This window comes from Sphingomonas panaciterrae (assembly GCF_036890205.1).
Taxonomy (GTDB): Bacteria; Pseudomonadota; Alphaproteobacteria; order Sphingomonadales; family Sphingomonadaceae; genus Sphingomonas; species Sphingomonas panaciterrae.
The window spans coordinates 84,678-103,856 of the sequence record NZ_JAKNQR010000003.1; the positions used below are offsets into that span (position 1 = coordinate 84,678).

The following is a 19,179-nucleotide window of genomic DNA, read 5'->3' on the forward strand; positions in this document are numbered from 1 at the left end:
ATCGGTGATCGCCTACCTCAAGGGTATTCTCGCCAGCACGAGTGCGGACGCGGCCGTGATCGAGGTCAATGGCGTCGGCTATCTGGTCGGTGCGTCGTCGCGCACACTCGCGGCGCTAGGGCCGGTCGGCGAAGCGGTTCTCATCCATACCGAAATGCTGGTCGGCGAGGATTTCCAGCGGCTGGTCGGTTTTGCCAGCGCCGAGGAGCGCGACTGGTTTCGCCTGCTCACGGGTGTGCAGGGAGTGGGCGCACGCGTCGCACTGGCGATCCTGTCGGCGCTTGAACCGGCCGAGCTCAACCGGGCAATCGCGGCGCAGGACAAGGCGATGGTGGCACGCGCCAATGGCGTGGGACCGAAGCTGGCCGAGCGGATCGTGCGCGAGTTGAAGGACAAGGCGGGTGGGATCGTTCTGGGCCCGGCGGCGGCGGCGCAGGCGATGCCAATCGGTGCGGCCGCGGATGCGGTGTCGGCGCTGCTCAACCTCGGCTTCCGCCCGGTGGAGGCAACCGCGGCGGTGGCCGCGGCAGAAGAGGAGCTGGGTGCGGGCGCCACGCTGGACGCGCTCGTCCGGCTGGCGCTGCGCAAGGCGGCGAAGTGAGCGGCCGCGCGGTCGCGGTCTACAGCCTGAAGGGCGGCGTTGGCAAAACGACGCTGGCGGTGAACCTGGCCTGGGCGGCGGCGACGCTGTCCGCGCGGCGCACCTTGCTCTGGGATCTCGATGGCCAGGCCGCGGCGACCTGGATCCTCGGGCATGACGGGGGAGGGCGCGAGGCCGATGCTGCGATCCGCCGCGAGATCGATCCGCGCCGGCTGATCCGGCCGACCGCCCTTGACCGGCTCGACCTGCTGCCGGTCGATGCCTCGCTGCGCACGCTCGACCTTGCCTTTCACGCCATCGACAAGAAGCGCCGGCTGACCCGCCTCGTCGAGGATCTGGCGGGTGATTACGACCGGATCATCATCGATTGCCCCCCGGGCCTGACCGACACGTCGGATCAGGTGATGCGCGCGGCCGATCTGGTGGTGGTGCCGGTTATCCCCTCCGCGCTGTCGCAGCGCGCGCTCGACACCATCGCGGCGCACGTCATGCGCAAGAAGGGCCCGAAGGTGACGCTGGCGCCGGTATTCTCGTTGGTCGACCGGCGGCGCGCGCTTCACCGTGAGGCCTTGCAGCAGCATACCGACTGGCCGGTCATCCCGATGACCAGCGCGTTCGAGGCGATGACCGTGCGCCGCGCGCCGCTGGGTGCCTACGCCCCGCGCGGCTCCGCTGGCGTGGAAGCAATATCGGACCTGTGGCGCCGGATCGAAACTACGCTATCGGAGATCTGATGACCGATAGCGATCGCCTGATCACGCCCACGCGCCGCGTCGAGGATGCCGATGCCGCGCTGCGCCCCAAGCGGCTGGACGAATTTGTCGGCCAGGCGGCGGCGCGCGACAATCTGCGCGTGTTCATCGAAGCGGCGAAATCGCGCGGCGACGCGCTGGACCATGTGCTGTTCTTCGGTCCGCCCGGGCTGGGCAAGACGACGCTGGCGCAGATCGTCGCGCGCGAGATGGGGGTGGGTTTCCGCGCCACGTCGGGCCCGGTGATCGCCAAGTCGGGCGATCTCGCCGCGTTGCTCACCAATCTCGAGGATGGCGACGTACTGTTCATCGACGAGATCCACCGGCTGCAACCCGCAGTCGAGGAAGTGCTGTACCCGGCGATGGAGGACCGCGCACTCGACCTGATGATCGGCGAGGGGCCGTCGGCGCGCAGCGTCCGGATCGACCTGCCGCGCTTCACGCTGGTGGGCGCGACGACGCGGCAGGGATTGCTGACGACGCCGCTGCGCGACCGGTTCGGCATTCCGATCCGATTGCAATTCTACACGGTGGAGGAATTGACCAGGGTCGTGACGCGGGCGGCGGCGCTGCTCGACCTGCATATCGCACCAGATGGCGCAGCCGAGATTGCGCGCCGATCGCGCGGGACACCGCGTATCTCCGGGCGCTTGCTGCGCCGGGTGCGCGATTTCGCCAATGTCGCGGGCGTGGTCGAGGTTGATGCGGTCGCGGCCGATCGCGCGTTGAACCGGCTGGAGGTCGACAGCTTGGGTCTCGACGCGATGGACCGCCGCTACCTGACGATGATCGCGGACATTTATCGCGGCGGCCCGGTCGGCGTGGAGACGCTGGCGGCGGGCCTGTCCGAGCCGCGCGACACGATTGAGGAAGTGATCGAGCCGTATCTGATCCAGCTTGGCCTCGTCGCTCGGACGGCGCGAGGCCGGGTGCTGAACGCGGGCGGCTGGAAACACCTAGGGCTCAACCCGCCTGCGGGCAGCCAGGACGGTTTGTTCGACTGAACGGGAGCCGTCGGTCGACCGCAGCGTTTGTTCGTTCAACAGCAAGAGGACCACGATGACCCACACGCCGCCGGTACCGCCAGGCAACCAGTCCCCGTTCCCGATCCAGGAGCCGCCGCACACGCCGACGACGCCCGAAGCGCCGAGCGCCAAGCAGGAGTCGGGCAAGCCTGACTCCGTGAAGCCCGACGCCGCGAAGGCAGCGGGCAGCGACGAATGGGCCGCGCCGGCGAAGCGTCGCTGGTCGCTGGGCAAGATCGCCGGCGCGACCGCCGGCATCGGTGCGATCGCGATCGGCGTCGCGGCGGTGCTGTTCCCGCGTGACAGCGCGCCGGAGCCCAAGAAAAAGAAGCGGAAGAACTGATGTTTGCTGCGGTGCCACGCAGCAAATGTTGCGTGGCACCCGGCCCTGTCGCCTGCTAGCCCCTTTATCATGCTTTCTGCCGCCGCTTCCGCCCGCGAGATCCTCGTCAATCTCCATGACGTGATGGCGGCGCGGTCCAACGCGCAAGCCAAGCTGAACCAGGTCGTCGACATTATCGGCGAGGCGCTGAACAGCGAAGTCTGTTCGATCTACCTCCTGCGCGAAGGCGTGCTGGAGCTGTTCGCGACGCGCGGCCTGTCGCCTGATGCGGTTCATGTGACCAAGCTGGCGTTGGGCGAGGGCCTGGTCGGCACCATCGCGCAGAACAGCGAGGTGCTGAACCTCGACGAGGCGGCAAGCCACCCGGATTTCGCCTACAAGCCGGAGACCGGGGAGGATCGCTTCCACAGTTTCGCCGGCGTGCCGATCATCCGGCGCGAGCGCTCGGTCGGCGTTCTGGCGGTGCAGCATGCGGAGCCGCGCCGCTATGCCGATGTTGAGATCGAGGCGCTGCAGACAGTGGCGATGGTGCTGAGCGAGTTGATCGCGAACGCAGGGCTGATCGACCCCGCCGGTGTGCGCGACCGGCCGCAATCCTCCACCGCGAGCATCCGGCTGACTGGACAGAAGCTGGTCGAGGGAATGGGCGCTGGCTACGCCGTGTTCCACCAGCCGCGCATCCACATCGAGCACACGGTCGCCGAGGACGTCGAGGCGGAGCGGCACCGGGTCTATGCCGCGTTCGACAAGATGCGCGAGCAGATCGACAAGATGACCCGCGAGGCCGAATTTGGCGGCGGGGGCGAACATGAGGAGGTGCTCGAGACCTACAAGATGTTCGCCTATGACGAGGGCTGGTCGCGGCGCATCAACGAGGCGATCGACAGCGGCCTGACCGCTGAGGCGGCGATCGAGCGCGTGCAGCAGCGCACCCGCCAGCGCATGCGACAGATTGATGATCCGCTGTTGGCGGACCGGATGCACGACCTGGAGGATCTCTCCAACCGGCTGCTGCGCATCGTGTCGGGCCAGATGGGCACGGCGGCGCAGTTGGGGCTGCGGCAGGATGCGATCCTGATCGCCCGCAACCTGGGCCCGGCCGAGCTGCTGGAATATGACCGCCGCCGATTGAAGGGCGTGATTCTGGAAGAAGGATCGCTGACGGCGCACGTCACGATCGTCGCGCGCGCGATGGGAGTCCCCGTGCTGGGTCGGGTGCGCGAGGTGCGGCGGCAGATTTCCGAGGGCGACCTGCTGCTGCTCGACGTCAACGAGGGGTCGGTCGTGGTGCGCCCGTCGAGCGCGATGGAGGAAGCGTTCGACGCCAAGCTGGCGCTGCGGCAGAAGCGGCGCGCGGCCTATGCCGCGCTGCGCGACGTGGCGCCCACCACCAGGGATGGCCATCGCGTGACCGTCATGGTCAACGCCGGGCTGCGCGACGACGTGGGCGCGCTGGATGTGACAGGCGCGGACGGGATCGGGCTGTTCCGCACCGAATTCCAGTTCCTCGTCTCCGCCACCCTGCCGCAGCGCGAACGCCAGCAGCGATTGTACCGCGAGGTGCTGGACGTGGCGGACGAGCGCCCGGTGGTCTTCCGCACGGTCGACATCGGCGGCGACAAGGCGCTGCCTTATCTGATCCAGCATGACGGCGAGGAGGAAAATCCCGCCATGGGCTGGCGCGCGCTTCGCCTGGCGCTTGAGCGCAACGGGCTGATGAAGGCGCAGGCGCGTGCGCTGCTGGAAGCGGCGGCGGGGCGCACGCTCAACGTCATGTTCCCGATGGTCAGCGAGGCGTGGGAGTTCGCCGAGGCGCGCGCGCTGTTCGAGCAGCAGCGCGCCTGGGTTGCCTCGCGCCATCGCCGGCTGCCCAATGAGGTGCGCTACGGCGCGATGCTTGAGGTGCCGAGCCTCGCTTATCAACTCGACCTGTTGTTGCCGCAGGTCGATTTCCTGTCGATCGGCACCAACGATCTGACGCAGTTCCTGTTCGCTGCCGACCGCGCCAATCCCAAGCTGGCGGAGCGATATGACTGGCTTTCCTCCTCCATCCTCCGCTTCATCGGCTCGGTCCTTGAGCCGTCGCGCATTGCCGGGGTTCCGGTGGCGGTGTGCGGCGAGATGGGCGGGCGACCGCTGGAGGCGATGGCGCTGATCGGGATCGGGATCGATCGTTTCTCGATCACCCCGGCAGCGGTCGGCCCGATCAAGGCAATGGTCCGTACGCTCGATCGCGCGGCCGTAACGGCCGAGATGACGCGGCTGCTGGCGGCGCCGCCGCACGATCTTCGCGCCGCGCTGACGCAATGGGCCGAGGCCAACGGCGTCGAGCTGGGGTGAGCGAAGGGCGCTGAACGGAGCGCCAGCGCCGATCAAAAGACGTGTGGCTCGATTGACACAGGTATCGCGCTCTGTGAGACGTGCGGGCGGGGACGGACGGGGCAGTCCGCCCGAAGCGGAGAAGCGAATGACTGAGGCCGAGCGCGGCGATAACGCGACGCTCTTCCCGCAACCTGTTGGTGATAGGCTGCGCGCGGCCCGCGAGCAGCAAGGCATGTCACTGGCGGAGATTGGCGCGCGCACCCGTGTGCCGCTGCGCCACCTGGAGGCGATCGAGGCCTCGAACTACGGCGCGCTGCCGTCGCCGACCTATGCGGTCGGCTTCGTGCGCGCCTACGCCCGCGCGGTGGGCGAGGATGAGGTGGCGCTGGCCCGCGACGTGCGCGTCGAGGCGCTGAAAGCACCGCGCACAACGCCGCAATATCAGCCCTATGAGATCGCCGATCCGGCGCGCGTGCCCAGCCGCGGGCTGGTGGTGGTGGCGGCCGGATTGGCGCTGGCCGTCGCGGTGCTTGCAGTGCTGTGGTTTGCGAGCGGGCTGTTCCGCGGTGGCGACGACGCGCCGGAAGCGGCGCCCTCGGTCGCGGTCGCCGTTCCGGCCGCGCAGCCCACGCAAGCGGCGCGCCGTGCCGACCAGGTCTCGCTGGTGGCGACCGACGAGGTGTGGCTGCGCGTCTATGATGCGGCCGACAAGACGCTGTACCTTGGCACGATGAAGCCGGGCGAGCGCTATGACGTGCCTGCGGACGCCAATGATCCGAAGATCAACGTCGGTCGCCCCGACAAATTGCAGGTGACGCTGAACGGCTCCGCATTGCCCCCGCTGGGCAGCGGCGCGCGGCCGATCAAGGACGTGCCGGTCGGCGCGGCGGCCCTAACCGCCCGGATGGGCGGGGAAGGTGCGCCGGCACCGGTGGCATCGCCCGCTTCACCTCCGGCAGTCGTCGGCGCGCGCACCAGCACCGCCGTTCCGCCCGCGTTCGCCACGTCAGCGGCTGGGGCGGCTGGTGCGGAGACTGGCGCAGGGACCAGCGCTCCCGCAAACTGATCGGCCTTAAGGCTGGCGACAGGCAGGCGTGTATAGTTATAGCGCGATATTAACCTGTTTCCGGGGGCATGGACTGATGCGTAGGTTCCTCATTGTCGCGTTGATGTCGGCCGCGGCGACGCCGGTCGCGGCGCAGTCCGGCCTCGAGGGCCGGGTCGGCAAGCTCGAGAGCGAAATGCGCGCGGTGCAGCGCAAGGTGTTCCCGGGCGGGGCAGGCGCGTATCTCGAGCCGCAGGTGCGCGCGCCGCAGTCGGCACCCGAGGAGATCGGCGCACCCGCCTCCAGCGCAGTGCTGGATCTGACCCAGCGCGTGTCCTCGCTGGAACAGCAGCTCGCGACGATGACCGGGCAGATCGAGCAGACGCAATATCGCATGCGCCAGCTCGAAGACCAGTTCGCCGCCTATAAGCGGACGACTGATGCGCGGCTGGACAGCGGCGCGGGCGACGCGGGGCTCGATAGCACCGGCACGGGCGGGCCGGTGGTTCCGCCGCCGCCGCGCGCAGCCGCCCCGGCAGGCGGAGCGAGCAATCAGCCGCGTGGCGGTGGCAGCCTGGAGGGGCAGGTCGCCGGCACCCCCGCGGCCAGCAAGCCGGCGGCCACCGCGGCGGGCGGGATCGAGAAGCCGTCGACGGGCAAGGCGGATGAGGATGAATACATCTATGGCTACCGCCTGTGGGCGGCGAAGCGCTATCCCGAGGCGGCTGATCAGCTGAAGAAGGTGGTCGCGACTTATCCCAAGTCCCGCCGCGCCAGCTATGCCCAGAACCTGCTGGGCCGATCCTATCTCGACGATGGCAAGCCGAGCCTTGCGTCGATCGCCTTCTACGACAATTACAAGAAATATCCCGATGGGGAGCGCGCGCCCGAGAGCCTCTATTATCTGGGGCAGGCGCTGCTGAAGCTCAACAAGCCGGCAGACGCGTGCAAGGTGTATAACGAGCTGACCGACGTCTATGGCGACAAGATCGGACAGGGGATGAAGGACAACGTCGCGCGCGCGCGCACTTCCGCCAAGTGCAAGTAGTCTTGTGGCCGACCATCCCGAAGTCGTCCGGCTTCGCCAGGATCTGATCGCGCTCACCCGCGAGGCGCCGAGCCGCGATCGTCCGATCGGCGTGGCGGTGTCCGGCGGGCCGGACAGCATGGCGCTGTTGGTACTGGCGGCGCTTGCCTTCCCCGACGCGGTCGTCGCGGCGACCGTCGACCACGGCTTGCGGCCGGAGGCGGCGGAGGAAGCGCGGATGGTCGGGCGGGAGGCGGCCACATTGCGCGTGCCGCACGACATCCTGGCGGTGAGCGCGCCGATCGAGGGGGCGAGCGTCCAGGCCCGCGCGCGTGAGGGCCGCTATGAGGCGCTTGCGGCCTGGGCGGAGCGTCGCCACGCGATGGCGATCGCCACCGCCCATCATGCCGATGACCAGGCCGAAACGTTCCTGATGCGCGCCTCGCGCGGGTCGGGCGTGACGGGGCTTGCCGCCATCCGCCCGGCGACGACGATCAGCGGGGCAGCGGTGGTGCGACCCTTGCTGTCGTGGCGGCGTGCCGCGTTGCGTGCCACCGTGCGGCGGGCGGGGCTGCCGTTCATCGACGATCCGGCCAATCACGACCTCAGGCACGATCGTACCCGCTTTCGCCAGTTGCTCGACCGCAACGAATGGCTCGATCCGCCAGCGCTCGCGCGCACCGCGGCGGCAGTGGGGGAGGCCGAGCGTGAGCTGGCGGAGATCGCCGCGCTGTTCTGGCGCGGCCGGGCCGAGATCCGCGACGAGGGCGTGACGCTGAACCCTCAGGGATTGCCGCGCGACACGCTGCGCCGGCTCGCGCGGCGGGCGATCATCGTGGTGCGGGCTGCGGCGGGAATTACCACGCCGGCGTTTGACGACGCGGCCAATGTAGAGCCGCTGCTCGACGCGCTCGAGAGCGGCCGGCGCGCCACGCATGGTGGCGTGGTCGTGGGCATCCGGCGGGGCAGCTGGCACTTCCGCCCGGCACCCCCGCGTCGATCAGTCTGAGTGATTGAATTCTGCGGTCCGTTCCATTGCCATTAACCTCGCGCAGCCTACATTGCAGGCCGTGAAAGGTACGGCATGAACGACAACGACAAGCAGTCAGGTGACAATGGCGGCAATGGCCCCAATCCCTGGATGAAGAGTCTGCTGATCTGGGTCGGCATCCTGCTGTCGCTGGCGATCGTCGTGACCATGTTCGATGGTCGGACGAGCACCGCGACGGGCAATGCGATCGCCTATTCGGCATTCCTCGACAAGGTTGACGAAGGGACGGTCAAGGACGTGACCATCTCGCGCGACCAGATATCGGGGACGCTGTCGAGCGGCGAGAAATTCCGTACCGACCCGGTTTCCGATCCGCAGCTGACCGATCGCCTGCGCAAGGCAGGCGTCGAGATTTCGGGCAAGCGAGACGAAGGCCCCTCGATCTGGCAGTATATGCTGGTCCAGGCGCTGCCGTTCCTGCTGTTCCTGGGCATCGCCTTCTTCGTGGTGCGCCAGATGCAGAAGGGCGGCGGCGCGGGTGGCGCGATGGGCTTCGGCAAGAGCCGCGCGAAGATGCTGACGCAGAAGGAAGGCAAGGTCACCTTTGCCGACGTCGCGGGCATCGACGAGGCGCGCGAGGAGCTGGAGGAAATCGTCGAGTTCCTGAAGGACCCGTCGAAGTTTGCGCGGCTTGGCGGCAAGATCCCGAAGGGCGCGCTGCTGGTTGGCTCGCCCGGCACCGGCAAGACGTTGCTCGCCCGCGCGATCGCGGGGGAGGCGGGCGTCCCGTTCTTCACCATTTCCGGCTCGGACTTCGTCGAGATGTTCGTCGGCGTCGGTGCCAGCCGCGTGCGCGACATGTTCGAACAGGCTAAGAAGAGCGCGCCGTGCATCGTCTTCATCGACGAAATCGACGCGGTCGGCCGTCATCGTGGCGCGGGACTTGGCAATGGCAACGACGAGCGCGAGCAGACGCTGAACCAGCTGCTGGTCGAGATGGATGGCTTCGAGGCGAACGAGGGCATCATCATCATCGCGGCGACCAACCGCCCCGACGTGCTCGACCCTGCGCTGCTGCGTCCGGGTCGCTTCGACCGCCAGGTCGTGGTGCCGCGGCCTGACATCGAGGGCCGCGTAAAGATCCTCGAAGTGCACATGAAGAAGGTGCCGCTGGCGCCCGACGTCGATGCACGCACCATCGCCCGCGGCACGCCCGGCTTCTCGGGCGCTGATCTCGCCAACCTCGTCAACGAGGCGGCGCTGATGGCGGCGCGCAAGTCGAAGCGCCTCGTCGCGATGGCCGAGTTCGAGGAGGCCAAGGACAAGGTCATGATGGGTGCCGAGCGGCGCTCCATGGTGATGACCGAGGATGAGAAGCGGATGACCGCCTATCATGAGGCCGGTCACGCGATCGTCGCGCTGCATGAGCCGGCGTCCGATCCGATCCACAAGGCGACGATCATCCCGCGCGGCCGCGCGCTGGGCATGGTGATGCGCCTGCCGGAACGTGACAGCTACAGCTACCACCGCGACAAGATGTACGCGAACCTGGCGGTGGCAATGGGAGGCCGCGTCGCCGAGGAGATCATCTTCGGCTATGACAAGGTGTCGTCGGGGGCGTCTGGCGACATCCAATATGCGACAGGCCTGGCACGCGACATGGTCACGAAATGGGGCATGTCGGACAAGGTCGGCCCGGTCGATTACGCACAGCCCGAGGGTGAGAGCTTCCTTGGCTATTCCTCCTCGCAGCCGACGCACATGTCGAACGAGACGGCGCAACTGATCGATCACGAGATCAAGACGATCGTCGAAGGCGGTCTGACGCGGGCAAAGACCGTGCTGACCGAGCATATCGACCAGCTTCACCTGCTGGCGGGCGCGCTGCTCGAATATGAGACGCTGTCGGGCGACGAGATCAAGAAGCTGATCTCCGGCGAGAGCATCGGCCGCACGGAGCAGCCCAAGACGTCATCGTTGCCGGCAGTGGGCACGTCGATCCCCAAGACGCGTCGTCCGCAGGGTCCGTTCGGCAATCCGTCGCCCGCGGGCGCCTGACCGCCGCGGCGGCAGCCGTAGAGCGGCTGTCCGAACGAACATGCCAAAAGATCAAAGGCCGGGCGATCGCCCGGCCTTTGTCGTATGGGAAATCGCGAAGCTGGGCCCAGAGCGGGATCAGCGCCCAACTGAACTCATAGGCTGACGTCTTCATCTTCTGGAGCAGCAACGTCGGGTTCTCGCGCGTGGCGCATCTTGTCGGCGATCCAACCGACGTGCGCGCGCTGCGGCAGCGTGATCGCGCCTCTTTCCGCAGCAGCGCGGCGCGGGCCTCCTGCCCCGCCGCGCCCCTCACGTCAGTATTTGCTCAACTCGACCGGCAGGCGGCGATAGCCGTGGACGAAGCAAGCCGAGACACGCTCCGGCGCGCCGGTCACGTTCACGCGCATCCGCCGCTTGGCCATTTCCTCCAGCAGGATGCCGATCTGCAGTTCGGCGAGCCGCGCGCCCACGCAGCGGTGGATGCCGTGACCAAAGGCGAGGTGGCGCCGCGCATTGGGGCGATCCACCACCAGCGCATCGGCATCCTCGCCGAACACGCTCTCGTCGCGGTTGCCCGAGATGTACCAGAGCGCGAGCTTGTCGCCGGCCTTGATCTGCTGGCCCATCAGTTCGGTGTCGCGCGTCGCGGTGCGCCGCATGTGCGCCAGCGGCGTCTGCCAACGGATCAGCTCACTGACCGCATTGGGAATTAGCGACGGATCAGCTTCCAGCTTGGCGCGCTGGTCGGGATATTTGTCGAGGCCATAGGCAAGCCCCGACATGGTGTTGCGGGTCGTGTCGTTCCCGCCGACGATCAGCAGGATCAGGTTCCCGATAAACTCATTGTCGTCCATCTCTCGCATCGCATCGGAATGGATCATCATACTGATGAGGTCGGGCTGCAGCGGCTTGTCGACCCGCTCGTTCCACAGGCGGCGGAAATAGCTGCCGCATTCATACATGTGCATCAGCCGCTGCTGGCGCAGCTCGTCATTCTTGATGATCTCGATATCGCCCGCCCAGTCGGACCAGAAGGTGAGCTTGCGTCGATCCTCCCAGGGGAAATCGAACAGGATGGCGAGCATTCCGGTGGTCAGTTCGATCGACACCGTGTCGACCCAGTCGAATCCCTCACCCCACGGCAGCCGATCGAGCACCTCTTCGGTGCGGTGGCGGATGTCGGCGGCCATGCGCGTCATTTCGGACGGGGTGAAGGCGGGCGCTACGGTGCGCCGCTGCGCGGTATGCACCGGCCGATCGCGCGCGATGAACATCGGCATGCGGACGGCATTGGGATCATCGGCGTCGAAATTGGCGATGGTGATGCCGCCGGCTTCCGACGAATAAAGGTCGGGCAGCGACTCGACCTCGACGATCGGCTTGTAGGTCGACACCGACCAGTAAGCGCCGAACTCCGAATCCGGCACATAATGAACCGGCGCCTCGGCGCGCAGCTTGGCGAAGGGCGCCCGCCATGTATCGTCCCGGTACAGCTCAGGCCGGCTCACATCGAACGGATCGACCGTCTCCGCCGCGCTTCTCGCAAGCGTCGCCATCATCTCTCTCCCGCATTTATGGGTAGAGAGAAGACCTAACTGACAGAACTGTCAATAGGGGCTGCGGCCGGGGTGCGGCGAAACAGCTTCTTCCACGCGCCGGCCGGGCTACCGGACTGCAGCACGCCGCGCCGGAACAGTCGCGCGCCGACGATGATGAAGATCGCCACCCACAGCAATTGCCACGCGAGCGCCGCGACATGCGGCCACAGATCGGGCGAGTTCGCAGCTCGCCCCGCCATCGCGAAGGGGGAGGAGAGCGGCAGGATCTCGGCGAGCTGGGCCACCCAGCTGCCCGGATTGGACGCGGCGGCCGAGGCAAGAGCGAACATCCCGACCTGAAGCACGGTGATCGGCAGGGACAGCATCTGGATTTCGCGCATCGTCGATGCCTGTGCGCCAATCCCAAGGAAAACCGAGCCGAGCAGCAGATAGGCGGTGGTGAAATAGGCCGCGAACAACAGGGCAAAGATGCGAAAGCCCACCGCCGGCGTCAGGTCGGCGACGTTCAGTTCAGGCGGCAGCACGGCGCCGAGCTGGCTGACCACCAGTCCCCAGAAACCGACGAACAGCACCGCGACCCCGAACATGCCGAGCAGCTTGCCCAGGAACACGCTTTCAAGCGGCACCGCCGCGGCCAGCACCTCGATCACCTTGTTGTTGCGCTCTTCCGCCATGGTGCCGACGACCTGGCCGGACAGGAAGAGCGTCAGGAAGAAGATGCCGAACACGGCGAAGAACGCCGATGTGCTGCGCGATCCCACGGTGGGTGCGGCGCGCGTCACGCTGGTGAAGGTGGCGCGGCTGAGCGGATCGATCCCGGTGCGATCAAGACGCACCGCCTGATCTGCCAAGAGCGCGAGATAGCGGGCGGACCGGCGGCTCTGGCCATAGATGATCTCCGGCGTCGCCAGCGGGCCGTACATCACCGCCAATACGTCGACATCGCGTGTTTCAAGCGCCGCGCGCGCCTGAGCCCGGGCATCGCTGCTCGGTGCCCGCAGGTCGACCGGCGGCGGTGTGGCCTCGGGCGGTGACAGGCGTCGCAATTCCCGGTCGGCGGCGAGCAGCGCGGCGCTGTCACCCGGGTCGGCGAGGATCACCAGCCGTTCCTTCTCCGCAGCGCCGGCCGACACCGATGCCGCGCCCAGCCCGCCAATGGCGCCGAACGATCCCATGATCACGGGGGCGAGCAGGAACAACAGGAAGATCGGCGTGAAGACGGTGGCGGTGAAATCGCGGCGAGCGATCGTCAGCGTCTGGCGCAGCCGCCGGCGGAAGGAGGATGATCGGCCGGTCATGCCACGCGCTCCGGATCGGCGGCCGCCTCGCCGACGATGCGAACGAATGCCTCGTGCAGCCCGGGCCGCTCGATCGACAGCCCGGAAATGCCGTAGCCGGCGTCGATCAGCCGCTTCAGCAGCGTCTCGATCCCCTCGGGTGGCAGTTCGAACCGCCACGCATTGCCTTCCCGCTGGGCGCCGGGTGGCAATTGTGCCGCGATGCCGTCGTTGGGGAAATGGGGTTCGTACAGCACCTGCTGCGGCAGCATCGCGCGCGCCTCACCGACCGTCCCCTCGAACCGGCGCTGGCCACCGGCGATGATCGCCAGCCGGTCGCACAAGCGCTGCGCATGCGCCATGACATGGGTCGAGAACAGGATCGTGGCACCGCGGTCGCGCTCCGCCAGGATCAGCGTTTCCAGCCGTTCCTGGTTGACGGGATCAAGGCCGGAGAAAGGCTCGTCCAGCACAAGGAGGTCAGGCTGGTGGACGATCGATCCCAGCAGCTGGACGAGCTGCGCCATGCCCTTCGACAATTTGCGGATCTTCTCATTGGCCGCCTGGCCGAGCCCGACCTGTTCGAGCAGCGCGCCGGCGCGGGCGCGACCCTCATGCCAGGGAAGGCCGCGCAAGGCCCCCATGAAGGCGATCGCCTCGCGCGCCTTCATCGCCGGGTACAGGCCGCGCTCCTCGGGAAGATAGCCGACGCGGTCGCTGGCATCGCGCGGATGGGAATACCCGAGCAGCGTTCGGCTGCCCTCCTCCGGCTCGATGATGCCCAGCAGCATCCGCAAGGTGGTCGTCTTGCCGGCGCCGTTGGGCCCCAGCACGCCATAGATCATGCCGCGTGGCACGACGAGCGACACGCCGTCGACGACCCGCCGGTGGCCGAAGCGTTTGACCAGCCTCTCGGCGACGATGACGAAATCCTGGTTGCTGGTCACGTCCACCGGTTCTGCCCGTAAGAACGAACGATCGTCCGTCATGATCAGGGGAGGAGCGGCCGAGAACCGGCCGACCCGCTGCCGGTATCGCTAGCAATTGGCCCGTGGAAAATACAGGCGATTTGATCCGGGCAGGGCGGGAGCCATTCGCACGGCCCGGCGTTGACCAGCTTCACCTTGCCGCAGTGCAGAAAACATAGATTACATTCTGCAGACGCGGCGAAACAAACGCGTCCCTATATGCTGCTCCGAAACAGAGGAGCCTGGATACATGAGCCGACAGCGTAAGCGACTTGTAAGTTCAATCGGTGAGCCGGTGTGGTCGTCGTTGTTCTTTATGTGTTTCGGCGTGGCGATTCTTCTTTTTCTCGTCGCCATCGAGCATCAGGAATGGTTCAGTCTGAAGCCGGGAACTGGCACGGCGGAGGCTATGTCCTATGCCTCTACTTCACAAAACAACAGGTCATAGCGGGCTGGTCGCCTGCTGGCGGATGGACAGGGCACCAGCCAGGCAGGCGCTTACTTGCCGCCCACCCGCCGGGTCAGCGCCGAGACGCAGCTTGCCCGGTCGATCGTGCGGCCATCGGGCTGGCGTGCATCGACATAGGTGACGCGCGGTTCGCCCGACCCCTTGGGATAGAGATACGTATCGAGCACGCAGATACCGCTGTGGAATTGCAGCTTGCGCGCATTGCCTTCGCGAACATCGGCGTCCGGCTGGCCGAACAGCCGCACGAGCCCGTTGGCGTTCTGGCCAATCACCCGTTCCAGGCCAACACCGCTATAGGGGATCGGTACCGGCGCCGCGCGTTCCGGCGCCCCGCTCCCCGTCGTGGCGCAGCCCGCGACGAGCAGCAGCAGGATGGGAGAAGCGGCAAGGCGGATCATCGACGGCTCCGGTGATAGTAATGAGTGGCCATGGCGGCGCCCAGCACGGGCGCCAGGATGTTGAGCACGGGGACGAGGAACAGCCCCGTCACCGCCAGACCGAGGAGAAAGCGGCGCGCCATCGTGCGGCGGCGCCATTGCGGCAGTTCCGCCGGCGACAGGTGCCGGACGGCGACCATGTCGCCGAGGTCGCGGCCCAACAGCCAGGCATTCACGGCAAGGAACAATGCCGCCGTACCGACGCCGGTGACCATCAGCGCCAGATAAGCGGGCAGCAGCAGCAGGTTCACGCCGACGAAGCGCGCCGCGGAGGCAAGGCCCATGCGCAGCGACTGGTCCATCGGCACGTCGCGCGCCGTCGCCAGCGCACGCGGGTAATGGCGGCTTTCCACTGCCGCGACGATCGTATCGGCATACAGGCCGACGATCGCGATCGCGACCGCGCGGAAGGTGAGCCACAGTGCCAGCATGCTGACGATCAGCGCGGCCGCGGCGGCCAGCGACCCGTTGTAGGTCCAGCCCTCCAGCAGGCGGTTCACCCCCCACCAGATCGCGCCCCCCAGCAGGATGAAGACGGCAAGCGTCAGCAGCAGGCTCTTGCGCAGGACGGACAGGATCGCCCGGTCACCGAGCTGGGCCAGGCTGAGGGCAAGCGCCGTGAACATCCCTGCCGAATGCGCGCACCCGTGCGGTTGCGCAAGGCGGACCTGCCATCTACGGCCGCGCGCAACCCTCATCTTATCGGGATCGGAGTCCCTGCTTTTGACCCAGCCTGCCTATGACGTCGTCGCGATCGGTAATGCGATCGTCGACATCCTGTCTCCCTCCACCGACGCCTTTGTCGCCGAGAACGGCATGACGAAGGGGGCGATGGCGCTCGTCTTCTCTCCTGAGGACGCTGACGCGCTATACGCCAAGATGGGTCCGGGACAGGAAGTGTCCGGCGGCTCCGCGGCGAATACCATCGCCGGCATGGCCGCACTTGGCGGCAAGTGCGCCTTCATCGGCCAGGTTGCCGATGACCAGTTGGGCGCGGTCTTCGCGCACGACATTCGCGCCGCTGGCATCCGTTTCGATACCAATGCGCGCCCCGGCAGCCCGACGACCGGTCGCTGCATGATCTTCGTGACGCCTGATGGGCAGCGCACGATGAACACGTTCCTTGGCGCATCGCACTATCTGCCGGCCGAGGCGCTGGACCGCGATTTGATCGCCAACGCGCAATATCTCTACCTCGAAGGCTACCTCTGGGATCCGGAAGAGCCGCGCGCCGCGATGCGCGAGGCGATCGACATCGCGCGTGCCGCCGGGCGCAAGGTGGCCTTCACGCTGTCGGCGGAATTCGTCATCGATCGTCACCGCGATGCCTTCCACGAGCTGATCAACGCCGGGTTGATCGACGTACTCTTCGCCAATGAGGCGGAAATCGTCGCGCTGACCCAGGCGGCCGACACCGAAGGCGCGATCGCTGCGGTCAAGGACAAGGTTCCGCTGCTGGTCGTGACGATGAGCGAGGAGGGCGCCTGCGCCATAACCGGCGACCAACGCGTCCACGTACCGGCAGCACCGGTCGACAAGGTGGTCGACACGACCGGCGCGGGCGATCTGTTCGCCGCCGGCTTCCTGCATGGTCAGGCGCAGGGCTGGGATCTGGAGCGTTCGCTTCGCCTGGGGGCGATCTGCGCCGCGGAAGTGATCAGCCATTTCGGCGCGCGTCCGCTCGCCGACCTGAAGGCGCTGGCCGCCGACGCCTGATCGGCAGAGTTCAACGGCGGGGGATCAGGCCAGCGTATCCGGCCTGATCCCCCTCATCCCCTTACCCGCCGCAATCCGCCTTCCAGCGGGCGTCCATGTCGGCATCGGTGCGCAGCTGCGACGCGAGCGTCACCTTGCCTGCCTTGACGATGAAGCGTTCATAGCCGGTGCGGCCCATGCCGACGCTGGCGTTCACTTCGCCGCAGACTGCGTCGCCACGCGCGATGACGCCCTTGAACTGCGCGCTTTCAGGCTCGCGCAATTGCTGGCGCACCGCTTCGGTACCGGCGCGCACGCGCTCCACCTCTCCTCGATCGGGCGCCACCTCGCACCCGCCCAGCGCCAGCAGAAGCAGCGCGGCGCGCTTCACTGCGCCGCTCCCGGCTTCAGCAAATCGAGCACCGCCGCCGTCATCGCGGTCGCACCAGTCACCACTACCGGCTCTGGCGTGATCTTGAACAGCGGCGAATGGTGTGACGCGACGGCCGGTCCGCCGTTGCGCGCGGCCTCTAGCGCCGCGCGCGGCGTGCCGCCGACCGCGATGTAATAGCCCTTCACGCCGGTATCGGGCTGGACGAAATAGGCAAAATCCTCTGCCCCCATGCCCATCTGCTGGAACGGCACGACGTTGGCGGCGCCCAGCGTGTCGACCATCACCGCGTTCAGCCGGCGGGCGAGCGGCGTGTCGTTGATCGTGGTGGGCGTTCCCTCGATCTGGGTCACCACGGGCATCTTGTCCTCCGGCATGCCGTTCATGATGCCGACGCCGCGCGCGATCCGCTTGATTCCGTTGACCAGTTGCGCGCGGGTCGCCTCGTCATTGGCGCGCACCGTCACCTGCAGCTTCGCCTCGTCGCTGATGATATTGTGCTTCAGCCCGGCGTGGAACGAGCCGACGGTGATGACGCCGGGGAGCAGCGGCGCCCGTTCGCGGCTGACCAGCCCCTGAAGCGCGATGACGATCTGCGACGCCATATAGACCGGGTCCTTGCCGGTATTGGGGCTGGCGCCATGCGCGCCGATCCCGGGCACGACGATGTCGATCGAATCGGACGAGGAATATTGGATCGTCTCGCTGGCCGCGATCTTGCCCGTCTCCATGCTGGCATCGACGTGATAGGCCAGCGCGTAATCGGGCTTGGGGAAGCGGGTGTAGAGGCCGTCGGCCACCATCGCCTTGGCGCCAGCGATCCGCTCCTCGGCCGGCTGCGCGACGAACACCACCGTGCCCTTCCAGCGATCGGTCATCGCGGCGAGGCGGCGCGCGGTGGCGATCAGGCCGACGATATGGGTGTCATGCCCGCAGGCGTGCATCACCGGCACCTCGACGCCGTCGACGCCGACCTGGCGCACGGTGGAGGCATTGGGCAGCCCCGACTTTTCCTGCACCGGCAGGCCATCCATGTCCGCGCGGAGAAGCACCACTGGGCCGGGCCCGTTCTTCAGCACGCCGACCACGCCGGTCTGGCCGACCTTTTCGGTCACCTGCATGCCAGCGATCTTGCGCAGCTCCGCCGCAATGGCGGCCGCCGTCTTGGTCTCGCGGAACGACAGTTCGGGATTGCGGTGGAACTGGTCCCACAATTTGCCGAGGTCGCGGTCGTAATCGGCCTTGATCTGGGCCTGATAATCGGGCGCCGCCGCCACGGGCGTGGCGACGGCGCAAAGCAGTGCGGCAACAATCAAACGGCGCATTCTATTCCCCTCTTGTCGCCTGCAGCATAGCCGCCGCGCCGCGGGGGTGAAGCGCGTTTAGTCGACGAAGGCGCGTTCGATCACGAACTGGCCGGGATTGGCGTTCGACCCCTCGGTCATGCCGAGCTGTTCCAGCATCTGCGCCGTCTCGCGGATCATTGCCGTCGATCCGCATAGCATGACGCGGTCGGTTTCCGGATCGAACTTCGCCGGGCCGGTCACCGGCGGCGCGAACAGGCGACCGTCGGCGATCAGATCGGTGATCCGGCCCTTGGTCTCGAACTCCTCACGCGTCACGGTGGGAATATAGTGGAATTGCTCCGCCGCCTGGTCGCCGACCAGCGGATCGTCCGCCAGCCGCGCGCCCAGCTCTTCGCGGAACGCCAAGTCGTTCACCCGGCGCACGCCGTGAACGACGATCACCTGGTTGAAGCGCTCGTACACTTCCGGGTCGCGCGCGAGGCTCAGGAACGGGGCAAGACCGGTGCCGGTCGACAGCAGCCACAGCCGCTCGCCACCCAGCAGCGCGTCGCAGACCAGCGTGCCGGTCGGCTTCTTGCCCATATACAGCTGGTCGCCCGGCTGGATCATCTGCAGCCGGCCGGTCAGCGGGCCGTCCTGCACCTTGATCGACAGGAATTCGAGTTCATCGGCATAGGACGGGCTGGCGATCGAATAAGCGCGCATGATCGGCTTGGCCGAATCATCCTCGCCGGGCAGGCCGATCATGATGAATTCGCCCGAGCGGAAGCGCAGCGACGACGGGCGATCCACCGCGAAGCTGAACAGATGCTCGTTCCAGTGGCGCACCCATTTCACGTTGACCGTCAGGAAGGCCTTGTGGTCGGGAATCAACTTCGGTTCTGCAAGTACGGTCAACGATCTCGCTCCTTGATGGCGCCTGGTGCGACT

18 protein-coding genes are annotated in these 19,179 nt (G+C 67.2%); 10 read left to right on the top strand and 8 right to left on the bottom strand.

What is annotated here, in order from left to right; genetic code table 11:
* The first annotated feature begins 4 nt into the window (after positions 1-4).
* From ruvA to ftsH, 9 genes are all read left to right on the top strand, one after another.
* Entirely contained in the window at positions 5-601 is a 597-nt protein-coding gene (ruvA, locus tag L8F96_RS10510; RefSeq protein ID WP_145120618.1) for a Holliday junction branch migration protein RuvA, read from the top strand.
* A complete protein-coding gene (locus L8F96_RS10515) occupies positions 598-1,335 on the top strand; it encodes a ParA family protein (protein WP_334655962.1) in 738 nt (245 codons plus the stop codon). The genes ruvA and L8F96_RS10515 overlap by 4 nt, the downstream gene beginning before the upstream one ends.
* Positions 1,335-2,357, top strand: a complete 1,023-nt coding sequence (gene ruvB, locus L8F96_RS10520) for a Holliday junction branch migration DNA helicase RuvB (protein ID WP_125945119.1) — start codon at positions 1,335-1,337, stop codon at positions 2,355-2,357. Before L8F96_RS10515 ends, ruvB begins: the two co-directional genes overlap by 1 nt.
* 55 nt (positions 2,358-2,412) lie before the next feature.
* On the top strand, positions 2,413-2,721 hold the full coding sequence (locus L8F96_RS10525; RefSeq protein ID WP_125945120.1) for a hypothetical protein: 309 nt from the start codon (positions 2,413-2,415) through the stop codon (positions 2,719-2,721).
* A gap of 69 nt (positions 2,722-2,790) precedes the next feature.
* Positions 2,791-5,061: a phosphoenolpyruvate--protein phosphotransferase gene (gene ptsP / locus L8F96_RS10530; RefSeq protein WP_334655963.1), complete on the top strand. Its 2,271-nt coding sequence runs from the start codon at positions 2,791-2,793 to the stop codon at positions 5,059-5,061.
* 127 nt (positions 5,062-5,188) lie between these two features.
* On the top strand, positions 5,189-6,109 hold the full coding sequence (locus L8F96_RS10535; protein WP_136450442.1) for a helix-turn-helix domain-containing protein: 921 nt from the start codon (positions 5,189-5,191) through the stop codon (positions 6,107-6,109).
* A gap of 76 nt (positions 6,110-6,185) precedes the next feature.
* Complete coding sequence (locus L8F96_RS10540; RefSeq protein ID WP_145120612.1) at positions 6,186-7,136, top strand: tetratricopeptide repeat protein; 951 nt, start codon at positions 6,186-6,188, stop codon at positions 7,134-7,136.
* 4 nt (positions 7,137-7,140) lie between these two features.
* Positions 7,141-8,124: a tRNA lysidine(34) synthetase TilS gene (gene tilS, locus L8F96_RS10545; RefSeq protein ID WP_125945123.1), complete on the top strand. Its 984-nt coding sequence runs from the start codon at positions 7,141-7,143 to the stop codon at positions 8,122-8,124.
* Between the two features lie 75 nt (positions 8,125-8,199).
* Positions 8,200-10,164 (top strand): ATP-dependent zinc metalloprotease FtsH, encoded by a 1,965-nt coding sequence (ftsH, locus tag L8F96_RS10550; RefSeq protein ID WP_145120610.1) that lies wholly within the window; start codon positions 8,200-8,202, stop codon positions 10,162-10,164.
* A gap of 296 nt (positions 10,165-10,460) precedes the next feature.
* Here ftsH and L8F96_RS10555 read toward each other — a convergent pair whose 3' ends face one another.
* From L8F96_RS10555 to L8F96_RS10575, 5 genes are all read right to left on the bottom strand, one after another.
* Entirely contained in the window at positions 10,461-11,702 is a 1,242-nt protein-coding gene (locus L8F96_RS10555) for a cytochrome P450 (protein WP_145120608.1), read from the bottom strand.
* Between the two features lie 35 nt (positions 11,703-11,737).
* A complete protein-coding gene (locus L8F96_RS10560) occupies positions 11,738-13,003 on the bottom strand; it encodes an ABC transporter permease (protein WP_334655964.1) in 1,266 nt (421 codons plus the stop codon).
* Positions 13,000-13,929 (bottom strand): ABC transporter ATP-binding protein, encoded by a 930-nt coding sequence (locus L8F96_RS10565; RefSeq protein WP_334655965.1) that lies wholly within the window; start codon positions 13,927-13,929, stop codon positions 13,000-13,002. Before L8F96_RS10565 ends, L8F96_RS10560 begins: the two co-directional genes overlap by 4 nt.
* 519 nt (positions 13,930-14,448) lie before the next feature.
* Positions 14,449-14,817, bottom strand: coding sequence for a hypothetical protein (locus L8F96_RS10570; RefSeq protein ID WP_046409064.1), 369 nt, complete (start codon positions 14,815-14,817; stop codon positions 14,449-14,451).
* Positions 14,814-15,482 carry an EI24 domain-containing protein gene (locus L8F96_RS10575; RefSeq protein ID WP_334655966.1) on the bottom strand — a complete coding sequence of 223 codons (669 nt, stop codon included), beginning with the start codon at positions 15,480-15,482 and terminating at the stop codon, positions 14,814-14,816. Before L8F96_RS10575 ends, L8F96_RS10570 begins: the two co-directional genes overlap by 4 nt.
* A gap of 97 nt (positions 15,483-15,579) precedes the next feature.
* Between L8F96_RS10575 and L8F96_RS10580 the strand changes: the two genes are divergently transcribed.
* A complete protein-coding gene (locus tag L8F96_RS10580) occupies positions 15,580-16,572 on the top strand; it encodes an adenosine kinase (RefSeq protein WP_125945129.1) in 993 nt (330 codons plus the stop codon).
* A 61-nt stretch (positions 16,573-16,633) separates the two neighbouring features.
* On the opposite strand, the gene L8F96_RS10585 is transcribed toward L8F96_RS10580, so the two are convergent.
* Genes L8F96_RS10585 through L8F96_RS10595 form a run of 3 tightly spaced genes read right to left on the bottom strand, consistent with a single transcriptional unit; the run spans position 16,634 to position 19,146 of the window.
* Positions 16,634-16,942 (bottom strand): hypothetical protein, encoded by a 309-nt coding sequence (locus tag L8F96_RS10585; protein ID WP_052742519.1) that lies wholly within the window; start codon positions 16,940-16,942, stop codon positions 16,634-16,636.
* Positions 16,939-18,267: an amidohydrolase gene (locus L8F96_RS10590; RefSeq protein WP_334655967.1), complete on the bottom strand. Its 1,329-nt coding sequence runs from the start codon at positions 18,265-18,267 to the stop codon at positions 16,939-16,941. The genes L8F96_RS10585 and L8F96_RS10590 overlap by 4 nt, the downstream gene beginning before the upstream one ends.
* 57 nt (positions 18,268-18,324) lie before the next feature.
* On the bottom strand, positions 18,325-19,146 hold the full coding sequence (locus L8F96_RS10595) for a ferredoxin--NADP reductase (protein WP_052742520.1): 822 nt from the start codon (positions 19,144-19,146) through the stop codon (positions 18,325-18,327).
* Positions 19,147-19,179: the final 33 nt, after the last annotated feature.